This window comes from Shewanella sp. 10N.286.52.B9 (assembly GCF_002873635.1).
GTDB lineage: Bacteria > Pseudomonadota > Gammaproteobacteria > Enterobacterales > Shewanellaceae > Shewanella.
In genome coordinates, this window is sequence record NZ_MCTY01000045.1 from 1 (window position 1) to 11,321 (window position 11,321).

At 40.1% G+C, this 11,321-nt stretch carries 11 protein-coding genes and 2 pseudogenes; 11 read left to right on the forward strand and 2 right to left on the reverse strand.

Annotation, left to right across the window (positions count from 1 at the left end; all coding sequences use genetic code 11):
* The first annotated feature begins 118 nt into the window (after positions 1 to 118).
* From BCU91_RS03650 to BCU91_RS03660, 4 genes are all read left to right on the forward strand, one after another.
* The gene (locus BCU91_RS03650) at positions 119 to 340 is read left to right on the forward strand and encodes a hypothetical protein (protein WP_102530920.1); all 222 of its coding nucleotides are present in this window, start codon (positions 119 to 121) and stop codon (positions 338 to 340) included.
* 50 nt (positions 341 to 390) lie between these two features.
* A complete protein-coding gene (locus tag BCU91_RS20355) occupies positions 391 to 828 on the forward strand; it encodes a hypothetical protein (protein ID WP_198590425.1) in 438 nt (145 codons plus the stop codon).
* Between the two features lie 12 nt (positions 829 to 840).
* Positions 841 to 1,242 carry a CPBP family intramembrane glutamic endopeptidase gene (locus BCU91_RS20360; RefSeq protein WP_198590426.1) on the forward strand — a complete coding sequence of 134 codons (402 nt, stop codon included), beginning with the start codon at positions 841 to 843 and terminating at the stop codon, positions 1,240 to 1,242.
* A 375-nt stretch (positions 1,243 to 1,617) separates the two neighbouring features.
* A complete protein-coding gene (locus BCU91_RS03660; RefSeq protein ID WP_102530921.1) occupies positions 1,618 to 3,204 on the forward strand; it encodes a BCCT family transporter in 1,587 nt (528 codons plus the stop codon).
* A 70-nt stretch (positions 3,205 to 3,274) separates the two neighbouring features.
* Here the strand turns inward: BCU91_RS03660 and BCU91_RS03665 are convergent, their stop codons facing one another.
* Positions 3,275 to 3,991: a 3'-5' exonuclease gene (locus tag BCU91_RS03665; RefSeq protein WP_102436210.1), complete on the reverse strand. Its 717-nt coding sequence runs from the start codon at positions 3,989 to 3,991 to the stop codon at positions 3,275 to 3,277.
* Positions 3,992 to 3,994: 3 nt separating this feature from the next.
* The gene (locus tag BCU91_RS03670; protein ID WP_102476849.1) at positions 3,995 to 5,878 is read right to left on the reverse strand and encodes a DUF294 nucleotidyltransferase-like domain-containing protein; all 1,884 of its coding nucleotides are present in this window, start codon (positions 5,876 to 5,878) and stop codon (positions 3,995 to 3,997) included.
* Between the two features lie 267 nt (positions 5,879 to 6,145).
* On the opposite strand from BCU91_RS03670, the pseudogene BCU91_RS03675 reads away from it, so the two are divergent.
* From BCU91_RS03675 to BCU91_RS03710, 7 genes and pseudogenes are all read left to right on the forward strand, one after another.
* Positions 6,146 to 7,144, forward strand: a pseudogene (locus BCU91_RS03675) (transposase).
* A 428-nt stretch (positions 7,145 to 7,572) separates the two neighbouring features.
* Entirely contained in the window at positions 7,573 to 7,920 is a 348-nt protein-coding gene (locus tag BCU91_RS03680; RefSeq protein WP_102436214.1) for a hypothetical protein, read from the forward strand.
* 53 nt (positions 7,921 to 7,973) lie between these two features.
* A pseudogene (locus tag BCU91_RS03690) lies at positions 7,974 to 8,303 on the forward strand (DUF885 family protein); the annotation flags it as partial.
* A 205-nt stretch (positions 8,304 to 8,508) separates the two neighbouring features.
* Positions 8,509 to 9,273 (forward strand): response regulator transcription factor, encoded by a 765-nt coding sequence (locus tag BCU91_RS03695; protein WP_102530922.1) that lies wholly within the window; start codon positions 8,509 to 8,511, stop codon positions 9,271 to 9,273.
* Positions 9,274 to 9,482: 209 nt separating this feature from the next.
* On the forward strand, positions 9,483 to 10,613 hold the full coding sequence (locus tag BCU91_RS03700) for a M14-type cytosolic carboxypeptidase (RefSeq protein WP_102436220.1): 1,131 nt from the start codon (positions 9,483 to 9,485) through the stop codon (positions 10,611 to 10,613).
* A gap of 8 nt (positions 10,614 to 10,621) precedes the next feature.
* Positions 10,622 to 10,939: a zinc ribbon domain-containing protein gene (locus tag BCU91_RS03705; protein WP_076536453.1), complete on the forward strand. Its 318-nt coding sequence runs from the start codon at positions 10,622 to 10,624 to the stop codon at positions 10,937 to 10,939.
* Positions 10,936 to 11,217, forward strand: coding sequence for a DUF1315 family protein (locus tag BCU91_RS03710; RefSeq protein ID WP_102436222.1), 282 nt, complete (start codon positions 10,936 to 10,938; stop codon positions 11,215 to 11,217). The genes BCU91_RS03705 and BCU91_RS03710 overlap by 4 nt, the downstream gene beginning before the upstream one ends.
* Positions 11,218 to 11,321: the final 104 nt, after the last annotated feature.

Sequence of the window (11,321 nt, forward strand, 5' to 3'; positions counted from 1 at the left end):
ATGCAATCATTTACTTTTATTTAAATTATTCTTTAGTTTTTCATTAGTTGTAATGTGGACTAACTATCTCTCAGATTCACATTACCACTGAAAAAGGGATTAAGTTCAAGGAAGAAGTATGAATGATACAATAGTATTGCCAGCCATATTAAAGCATATCTTAATCAAAGGTGTTTTGCTTTGGGGGATCTCAACTGCGATTTTATTCCAGTTGATTATGCACTTAACAGGAGAAGAACACTTTTTTGATGGCATTGTTCTATCTTTAATTACTTTTCCTATTGGTGGTATTTTTTATGGCTATTTAACTTGGCGATTGCAGCATAAATCAAAAAAATAGCTTTATATATTATAACGGCCATATAGGTCGTTCATTTAGTGGAGTAAAGCTTGAACATTACTAGAGATAGCGTACTAACGCTGGCGACATTTTTCTCACTGGTTATCGTATTTTATGTTGTAGGCTACTGGTTAATTTTTAGGATGGGTCAAGCAACACCGCTAATGCTCTCTGTTGGCGCTGCCACTATCTTAACGTGTATTATTCGTAAGCGGAGCCTTTCAGGTCTTGGTTGGCACTGGGGGCAGTGGAAATACCAATGGCTAAGTTATCTTGTTCCTTTTGCCATCGCGTTAATGGCATACCTGTTGGTTTGGTTATTAGGTGTCGCAGACTTTTATGATGCTGATTTCTTGTTTACACAAAAACAAAAGTACAATTTAGTTCATTGGAACGACGCCAGTATATTTTTATTTCATTTTATATTAGTTGCGACAATCAGTTTTTTTGTGTCTTTACCTTCGATATTAGGCGAGGAGATTGGCTAGCGTGGTCTACTTGTGCCTGAGCTGTCTAAGTTTATGTCTTTCACTGGTGTTGCCCTCGTGAGTGGATTGGTTTGGTCCGTATGGCATTGGCCACTGATCATCAAAGGCTTATATGGAAATGATGTCACTCCTTTATATTATCAGCTCATCATTTTCAGTGTTTTTATCATTTCAACTGGGATGATAATGACTTATCTGCGGTTGAAAACAGGTAGTTTGTGGACTGGGGTGATATACCACATGAGTTCAAATATTTTTATTCAAAAAGTATTTACACCGATTACGCTGCAAAAAGCCGATTCGAGTTGGTATATGGATGAATTTGGTGTCATTACTGCGCTGGTAGCAGCTTGTGCTGCGTTTTATTTTTGGCGCAAAGGCAGGGTTGAATTCAATGATTTGAAAACGCTTTAAATTAAAAATGACTAATGCTATCTACGCATTTTAAACATTTATCTCTAGTCGATATTTAAGCGCTTACTCATAGTCAATTTTTGAATCGCTGATATGGCTTAACAATAAGCCATATCACTGGTTGATAAAACAGCCCAATCACTTCAAAAAAGCAGAATTTCAAATGCTTGGCCATTTATGCGCTAAAGTTAACTAGACTTTAAACTTAGTTGCTAATCCGACTAAACCTTAGCAGACATTTTAGCCAGAACGTTTAACTCATAGTGTGTCAGGTCACATCAAGGGCAGCTTTTGCCAGAATAGACAGCAAGTTGCCGCTAAATAAAGTAAAATAACCTTTCATGTACTAATGAAGTTTGTTCTAAATGAGGATTAATGAATAGCAATAACGATAAATATAGTATAGACAATACCGATTACACAGTCGGACAAGATAACATTCAAAAGTGGGGCTTTGACGTCCACAACCCTGTTTTTGGGATCAGCGCCTCCTTAATTGGACTCTTCTTAATCGCCATTCTCTTGGTTGAACCAGAAACATCAAAATCTGTATTAGATGGCATAAAATGGAAAATTATAGGTACTTTTGATGGCCTATTTATGTGGTCTGCCAATCTGTTTGTGTTGTTTTGTTTGGCAATGATCATTTCGCCATTTGGTAAAATTCGCTTAGGTGGTGATGAAGCCAAGGCCGATTACTCAATGTTGTCATGGATAGCCATGCTATTTGCCGCGGGAATGGGCATTGGTTTAATGTTTTGGGGGGTAGCAGAGCCTGTAGCTTATTTCACTGGCTGGTATGAAACACCACTTAATGTCGCGCCAAACACACCTGAAGCTGCGAAGTTAGCACTGGGTGCCACCATGTTCCATTGGGGCTTACATCCATGGGCCATTTACGGTGTAGTATCACTATCACTTGCTTTTTTCGCTTATAATAAAGGCTTACCGCTTTCAATGCGTTCAGTTTTTTACCCAATATTGGGCGATAGAACTTGGGGTTGGCCAGGCCACGTTGTTGACATTTTAGCGGTACTTGCCACTTTATTTGGTCTGGCGACATCCCTCGGCCTTGGGGCTCAACAGGCTGCCAGTGGTTTTCACCATGTATTTGGTATGGATAATGGCTTAATGCTGCAAGTCGGCATTATCGTGATAGTGACGTTAATTGCTGTGGTTTCTGTGGTTCGCGGTATTGACGGTGGTGTAAAAGTTATCAGTAATGTCAATATGTTGTTGGCGCTGGCATTAATGTTATTTGTTATATTAGTGAGTTTTGCGGTTTCTATGGGTACCATTCCCATGACCGTAATGGGCTACATTGAAAATATCATTCCTTTAAGTAACCCAATGGGTCGTGATGACGAAGCTTGGATGCATGGTTGGACCGTGTTTTATTGGTCTTGGTGGATATCATGGTCTCCTTTTGTAGGTATGTTTATAGCGCGTATTTCCCGTGGCCGTACCATCCGTGAATTTATGATGGCTGTATTGATTGTACCTACAGTGGTGACAACCTTGTGGATGTCAGTATTCGGTGGCGTTGCGATTGATCAAGTGGTCAACAAGATTGGTACCTTAGGTGAGAAAGGCTTAACAGAAGTGCCTTTAGCGATGTTTGAGATGTTTGATGCATTGCCAATGGGCAATATATTATCGTTATTGGCCGTTGTATTGGTACTCGTATTCTTTGTAACCTCATCAGATTCTGGTTCACTGGTGATTGATAGCATCACATCAGGCGGTAAAGTCGATGCACCCGTTCCTCAGCGTGTATTCTGGGCCTTTATTGAAGGTGCGATTGCTGCGGGTCTACTTTGGGTTGGTGGCACCCAAGCCATTGAAGCATTGCAGGCTGGTGCGATTTCAACGGCTTTACCATTTACCATTATTTTATTGGTGATGTGTGTCAGTTTGATTATGGGTCTGCGAACTGAAAAAAGGCCTGGGTTAAGGAGCTAACCTAAACCTAAATCAAAACCAAAGCCCAGTTTCACTTGTCATTATTCAAGTGAAACTGGGCTTATTCGATCTATACCCATAGCTTTTTTATCGGTGTGTCTGGGCTAAAGTGGTACTGAATTTGAGCTTGCAGTAATTCAGCGGTTGCGATGGCATCGGTTAATGCATCGTGTGGTGGATAGGTGGGTAGATTGTATCGGCTACGACTATTAGCAAGTCGAATTGATGCTGGGCGAGTGTTTCTCAGCCAATCTAAAAAGCTTCGGGGTTTTGCCTGTTGAATATTAGCTTCGAGCTGCATGGTATCAACTACAGGGAATACAATCCCTTCGTTTATTAAACTGCGAAGTGCGGCGTCAAAAAAATCTCGTTCTATTCTGCGATAATGCACTACCACAATTTTGCCTGCCAACTCATCTAATAGTTGTTCTAAAATTCGGAGTAAATCAGGTGCGCCTTTTAAGTCTGAATGGGTAATACCATGGATGATGATGGAGTCTTCTTTGAGTTTATCTTCTGGTGAGATAAACCAATGTTTCGCCTTTCGACAGGCGATGCGATCTAAGGTAAACGGCACCAAACCTATACTAATAATGCTGTTTTGGTTGGCATCTAAGCCAGTTGTTTCGAAATCTACAGCGACAAACTCAATATCTTTCAGTTTGATTTCTTCGTGGTAAGTGCTGGCATTATAGAATTTTTTTAATCTGCTATCTTTACTTTCTTTGGCTTTGATTTGCAAAAAAGCTTTCCAGTTTAAAATTTCTTGGTTTGTAAAAAGTCGCATTAATTATCCTTGCATGCTGCTAGCACTGTAGCGGAACTTTAAAAAGTTTTGCGCACTGCTTAGTACCAAAAAAGCATCTTTTAAATTACGTCTTTCAAAATCAGACATGTTTTCAGGTTCAATATTATTATCAGGTTCTTGATCCGATTGAATATCTAATGCTTGATGGCGAATGCGAACTAAAGAGATAAACTCCATTGCATGCTGTAAATCTTTACCTTTTGACGGCGGTAAAATTCCGGCTTCGATAATGTCTTCTAAGCGATCAAATGAATTTTGCGATTGTGAGCCAATGGCGAGGGCGTGGACACGGATAAGATCAGCTAATGGCGCGGTGCCACGGCGCTTTAAATTAATTGAGTTGTTATGGCGACCGTCTTTTTCCATGACAAAGTCTTTAAAAAAGCCCAGTGGTGGGGTGCGATTAATGGCGTTTCTTGCAAGGCAGGCTAAAAAGCGATTATTCTTTTTTGCTTTTCTGAGTATAAAGGCGTTGAGCTGTTCAGCCCATTTGGGTCTACCGTATACCCCATAAAGATCAAAAAAGATTGAGCAGTTTAATAGTGCTTGAGGCTTTGGATTATCAATCCAGTCGGCAAAACACTCTTCCCATTGGGATTGGGTTTTTCGATACTCTGGATTTGTTGCCATTATGTCACCGGTGCAATAAGTGTAGCCACAGGCAGCTAAACCATCACATACATAGGTGGCTAATTGCTTAAAGTATTCACCATGAAGTGATTCTTGATATTGATTATCTAAAATAATCGCATTATCTTGATCCGTTACAATAAGTTGCTCATCACGAGCCATAGAGCCTAATGCTAAAAAACAATAGGGCACGGGTGGCGGTCCTAATCTTTCTTCAGCCAACTCCAGTAAACGCTGCTTAAAACTTCTACCAATTTCAGACATGGCGCGACCCACCATGTGTGAGTTTGCATCTTCGTTGACCATACGCACAAAACAATCTTTAAGCTGATGTGACAAGATAATTAAGTCATCAATACTGTTTTGCTGAAAAATACTGCTAACAATCAATAAGCTGTTTTGGGATTCATAGCGAATAATGTCACTGACTTCAATTAAACCAATAGGTTGTTTGTTTTTTAATATCGGTAAGTGATGAACGTTATACCTGAGCATCAGCAGCATGGCTTCAAAAATATAGGCGTTATGATCTAAAGAGATAAGCTCGGTGGACATGACCTCTGCAACTTGGGTTTCTACATCTAACCCTTGGGCGAGCACCTTTGCACATAGATCTCGCTCAGTGATGATTCCCACAAAGCTATTACCACCTTCATCGGCAAGATTGGGGTCGTTAATAATGGCCGCTGATACATGCTCTTCAGACATGGTTTTAGCCACGTTTTGAATGGTGGTAGTAATGGGTAGCATCACAGGTTCGCGACTCAGTAGCGTTTTAACCTTCGAAGTAGTGAGTGAGTTAGCATCGTCGCTATTGTCCTCAACCGCTTGCTGTAAACGAATGCTACCTTCGACCTCAACAAAGTCAGCAAAGGCGTCATAGCGCTCGCAAAAGTCTTCAAAAATACTTTCAGGAATACAGTAGAGTAGGGAGTCTTTGAGGGATTTTGCAGGTAAGCGTACTTTATTATTGGTCAGTAGCCCCATTTGGCCGAATAAGCCTCCTTGATCAAGGCGGTTATACAGTTCCCCTGAACGTCGGTAAACCTCCACGACACCACTGCGGATCATATAAAGTTCGTGTATTTTATCATTAAAATCAATGATCATACTGTTAGCACGACTATAGGATATCTCGACACTTTGTGATACTTCGATTAATGCCTCTTCTGGCAATTGATCAAAAGGTGGGTACTGGCGGATGAAGTTACGAATTTCAAGTAGCTCGACTTCCATTATTCGCTCGATATTAGGGGGATTTGAATAGATGTTAACTAGTATATGGCATATATAGGTGATCTGCAGCTTGGTGGGTCGCAGACTGGTATTAATATCTAAATATTTTCATCGTTTTAAAATAATAGCAGCGAAATATCGTTAATCTTTAACCATTCAATCAAGTCTGTTGTAAAAGCTTAGTCATGGTCATACAGTTGATTTTATGTCTTTGCTCATTAGCGGCTAAAAACCACCTCTAGGTCTTTTTAATGGTGGGTAAAATAGATGCCGCGCCCTCGTAGAAGCCAAATTAGCCTAGAACTATTACCAACGAGATAACCCTTATTGCCATTGTTGCAGCCGTGTGGTTGGCCGTGCATTCTTTTAGAGTAAAGAGTATGTGGTGATGATAAATACACAGGTAACAACTATGACCACAGACGTGGCTGGGTTGAATCACTCATTCTTGAACTGACAGATGTGTTTGCCATTGATGTGGCGGCTTATGCAGTGATGTCTAATCATCTGCATGTGGTGTTACACATTGATATTGAAACAGTAAATAACTGGAGTGACCGCGATGTGGTGATGCAATGGCATAAGTTGTTTAAAGGCGATGGGTTAACCCAAAAGTTTGCTAAAGGTCAGCTCATTGAACCTCACGAGGTAGTAAGGTAAAAGCACAGCATCGCTATTTACCGTAGCCGCTTATGTGACATCTTTTGGTTTATGCGCTGCTTGAATGAACCGATAGCCAGACAAGCCAATCAAGAGGATAACTGCTCGGGTCGATTTTGGGAGGGCAGGTTTAAATCTCAAGCGCTTTTAGATGAAGCGGCAGTTTTAGCCAGTATGGCCTATGTGGACTTAAACCCTATACGCGCCAATATGGCCGCCACACCAGAGCAATCAGACTACACCAGTATCCAACAACGAGTAAAAGCGGCAATAAAAGGTGAGCAGCCTAAAACCTTGTTGCCATTTATTGGTAATGAACGTGCTAACCAACCCAAAGGCATTGCATTTTCATTAAAAGATTACCTTGAGTTAGTGGATGATACAGGGCGCATTATTCGTGATGATAAACGCGGTGCAATCAGTCAAAGCAGTGCGAAGTTACTCACCAGGCTTAATATTCCACAACAAAACTGGCTTAAAATCACCACCGAATTTGGTCAGCTATTTCATGGCCCAGTGGGCTCACAGCAAGAGCTAACACAATACTGTGAGCATTTACAAAAACGGCGACGGCACTTTGCTACAAGCTGCCAGTATTTTCAGTAAGCAGGCACGTTAAATAGGTTCAATATAACTAATATCACCAAAGTTAAACACTCAAAACCATCATCCTTGCATGGTTGCAAAGTGACGGCTTAAAAACGGTAAATTAAGCCGAAAACACTCAAATATCATCATTATCAACCTTCAAAGCCCACAACCAAACGCCGCGGGCTACTTAATCAAGCATGTTCACTTGTACATAGTTGAAAAGGTTGTTATGTTATTGATTTACATTGGCTGTCTAGTTTGTTTCGTTTTATTTTTTTTTAGTAAAGATGGCTGGCGCATAAAGTTATTCTGTCAGCTACTAACAAGCTGCTAAATCCAGGTTCACCAAGGTTGTCACGCCATTGCTGAGCAAATAGCCCGCCAGCATATGGTCCACTTATTAGCAGGGCGTTATGCGTTTGTAGAAATGATAGGTAATTATTATGGATGATTTAGTAAACTCATTACAAGATATCGGTTTTAAAGCCAAAGTCAGAAAAGGAAAAGTTTTGGTTACACTTGACGGGCTGTCCAATCCAGTTTCAATAGTGAAAGATATTGCCGCCGATGAATACAAGGTGAAAACGAATGACTCGATTCAAGCGATAATGGCTTTTATTTTACTATTTTTTGGCCTATTCGGTGTTTTAGCGGACAATGATTTAAAATTTACAAACGCTGCACTTATTTCAATAGCAATGTTCTCTTTCATCACCGTGTTACTTACAGAGTTCAAAGTAAATAATCTGCGCTCTGCGATAGCGGAAATCAATCGTGGAAGATGCGCATAGCAAAGCGTTTAAGAGGGATTCTTGCCGCGTGGCATTTTTGGTATGCGGTGATTTTTGTGGTGAAATTGGTCTGCGGAAAGTTGGTTTAGGCGGCACTCACCCCTTAACGCAGCGTTAACGGCATGACAGAAGAACAAGCCATTGAGTTAATGACTAACGAGGCGTTCCAGCAGCAAGCTGAAGCAGAAGGAAAGTGGCGCAGGGCAACATTAAGCCAAGTGCAACTAACCAGTTACTACTCTGGCTATCGTGAAATTTATGATTTACGTGAAGAACTAAAACAAACACAGGGTGAAGACTTCGATTTAAAGAGCTTCCATGAACAATTTTTAAGTTATGGCAGTGCACCAGTAAAATATATTAAGCAATTAATGGTTAACTAATTATGGCAATAAGCCATCAATGTAAGTTGCTTCATTAAGCAAATCTGCATTAGTAATACCTAAAAAAGGCCTGAATAATCAGGTCTTTTTCATTTTTGTGAGCTAGGTTCAACAACCGTGCAGAAGCTTTACACTCCACATATAGTATTTTGGTCATGACAGTGCTAATCTAAATGGTAATAGTTACCATTTAGATTAAGTCGTCATGAAAAAGATCCTCCTCATTGACCTGCAGCTAAAAAAAAGCTTGCCCTTATGTCAGCAATTACAACTTCTAGGCTATGTTATTACCATTGTTGATAACGGCTTTAATGCCTTAGTTGCAATGGAAAGTAATCAGTTTGAAGTGATTTTACTGGACTCTTCAGTAACACAAATGGATGCTTTTTGGTTACTCATGGGTAAGCATTGTCAAACACCCGTGATTGTTATTACCAACAATGCCAGTGTCGATGAACGTATTGCTGCATTTGAACTGGGCGCTGATGATTATTTACCTGAGCCTATTAATGTGAAAGAACTTTTACTGCGTGTGAATGTGCTTAATCGACGCACAACAAAGCAAACTCACGATTCAATGACTCATATTGCCAATATTGATTTTGCTGTTATCGAATCACAGTTAACCAGTGGACAAATAGAGCAAACTACCGAAAAACAACATATTGAACAAAGCGCCAATGTGGAGTTTGATGATGATAATAACGCGGTAACATTTAATGGTCAGCAATTAAATCTTACTCAAACAGAGTATCGTTTGTTCAAATATTTGTTTCAGCGTAAAGGAGAAATCGTCACTAAATCAGAATTGCAAATGCGCGTGTTGCATAAAGAGTTAGGCGAGTTTGACCGTAACCTTGATATGCACATCAGTAATACCCGTAGAAAAATGGCCAAAGAAAGTCTACCAAGAGAACTCATCAATACGGTTAGAGGTAAGGGCTATTGCTTTAGTCCATTATTTAGCTAATCTCATTTAACGTATCCGTTAACACCTAGCTAATGTGATCTTACAGGGGCTTTTTATTGTATTGGTATTAATAACCCTCATCAGCAGAAAATTAAGCCACCATATTGAATAGATGTAGAGCAGATGCTGTGGATTTGATTTTATTGCGTAACGGCTTTTGATAAGATGCAGGGATAACGTCGATTATAACCTTACATAAAGGAAGTCCTATGCGTATTAGCGCGAATTTTGATGGCGGCAACATTGAGACAATTAGTTTAGACAAGCACGATGACATTCAACTCGCAATTAGACCTGATGAAGGTGGAGAGTTTTACCAATGGTTTAACTTCCGTATGGAAGGTCAAATTGGTCAAACTTACACATTGAATATCGTTAACGCAGGCAGTGCCTCTTACCCGAAAGGTTGGGAAAATTATCAAGCCGTTGCTAGTTACGATCGCCAGCATTGGTTCCGCTTACCGACAACATATCAAGATGGTAAATTATCAATCCAAGTTGATTTAGATTGCGATGCCATTCAAATTGCTTACTTTGCGCCTTACAGTTACGAACGTCACTTAGATCTGATTAGCTCAGTACAACTTCACCCATCAGTTAAACTAGAAAATTTAGGTTTAACCCTTGATGGTCGTGATATGAGCCTGCTAACTATTGGTGATAACGATCCTTCAAAGAAAAATATTTGGATTACCGCAAGGCAGCACCCTGGCGAAACCATGGCTGAATGGTTAATTGAAGGCCTGCTAAACCAATTATTAGACAGTGATTGTCCAACCTCGAAACTGCTATTGGATAAAGCTAATTTCTATATCGTGCCAAACATGAATCCTGACGGAAGCGTCAGAGGCCATTTACGTACGAATGCTGTTGGAACTAACTTAAATCGTGAGTGGGAGTCGCCTAGTTTAGAGCGAAGCCCTGAGGTTTATTATGTTACCAATAAGATGAAAGAGACTGGTGTAGATTTATTCTATGATGTTCATGGTGATGAAGGCTTACCTTACGTGTTTGTTGCTGGCTGTGAAGGCGCACCAAATTACACTCCACATATGGCCAAGTTACAAGAACAGTTCCTTGCAGCGTTAAGTATGGCAAGTGCTGATTTCCAAACTAAATATGGTTATGACAAAGATGAGCCAGGAAAAGCGAACTTAACCGTTGGTTCTAACTGGGTCGGCAACACATTCAAATGTCTAGCGAATACCTTAGAAATGCCATTTAAAGACAATGACAACTTAGCCGATCCTGTGGTTGGGTGGTCACCGGCGCGCTGTGAATATTTAGGTGAAGCATCACTAGTTGCGATGTTGGCTGTGGTTGATAATTTAACAGAATAGGCAGTTTTATGGCGTTAATCGAATGTCCTGTGTGTCAAAAGCGAATTTCGAGCAAAGCAAAACAGTGCCAATACTGTAAGGCTTCTGCTGATGGCGATAGTGATTCAAAAAGAACAATTTCACACATTCAGAAGTCTAATAAATTAATGAATCAAATGATGTTGTTTCTAACGCTATTTATTGCAGGTGCAGTATATGGTTTTTGGGGCGGCGAAGTTGCCACTGGAACGGATGCATATATTGCAGGTAGTTGTTTTGCTTTTGGCTTTGTTGGCTACATTATTACTCGAGTCAGAAGTCTAATACATAAGCGGAAAAGTGTATGAATGATATTAATAAAGTCATAGATGAAATGCCTGATGAGGTTTATCAACGTTTACGCGCAGCGGCAGAAACGGGTAAATGGGAAGATGGCACAGTGCTATCTAGCGAGCAAAAAGAGTCAACGTTACAGGTAGTGATGTTGTATCAAGCGCGTAAGTTAACTCAAACTGATCATTTTACAATTGCTGCTGGTGGCGAGATAAACGAGCTGTCTAAATCACAGTTAAAAAAACAATTTCGCGGTGAAGCTATCGCAGAATTTAAAGAGCCAGAACTATAAACTGATTTTTAGTTATCTCTAGTGAATTTATTTCAGCAAAAAAAAAGCCGCATCAAAGATGCGGCTTTTTATTGTCTAAAGTACATTACATATTTATTTTCAGA

What these genes read in the sequence shown, in the direction of transcription:
- BCU91_RS03650 (WP_102530920.1), top strand. Translation starts at nt 119, where the DNA reads ATGAATGATACAATAGTATTGCCAGCCATATTAAAGCATATCTTAATC.
- BCU91_RS03660 (WP_102530921.1), top strand. Translation starts at nt 1,618, where the DNA reads ATGAATAGCAATAACGATAAATATAGTATAGACAATACCGATTACACA.
- BCU91_RS03665 (WP_102436210.1), bottom strand. Translation starts at nt 3,991, where the DNA reads ATGCGACTTTTTACAAACCAAGAAATTTTAAACTGGAAAGCTTTTTTG.
- BCU91_RS03670 (WP_102476849.1), bottom strand. Translation starts at nt 5,878, where the DNA reads ATGGAAGTCGAGCTACTTGAAATTCGTAACTTCATCCGCCAGTACCCA.
- BCU91_RS03680 (WP_102436214.1), top strand. Translation starts at nt 7,573, where the DNA reads ATGGATGATTTAGTAAACTCATTACAAGATATCGGTTTTAAAGCCAAA.
- BCU91_RS03695 (WP_102530922.1), top strand. Translation starts at nt 8,509, where the DNA reads ATGAAAAAGATCCTCCTCATTGACCTGCAGCTAAAAAAAAGCTTGCCC.
- BCU91_RS03700 (WP_102436220.1), top strand. Translation starts at nt 9,483, where the DNA reads ATGCGTATTAGCGCGAATTTTGATGGCGGCAACATTGAGACAATTAGT.
- BCU91_RS03705 (WP_076536453.1), top strand. Translation starts at nt 10,622, where the DNA reads ATGGCGTTAATCGAATGTCCTGTGTGTCAAAAGCGAATTTCGAGCAAA.
- BCU91_RS03710 (WP_102436222.1), top strand. Translation starts at nt 10,936, where the DNA reads ATGAATGATATTAATAAAGTCATAGATGAAATGCCTGATGAGGTTTAT.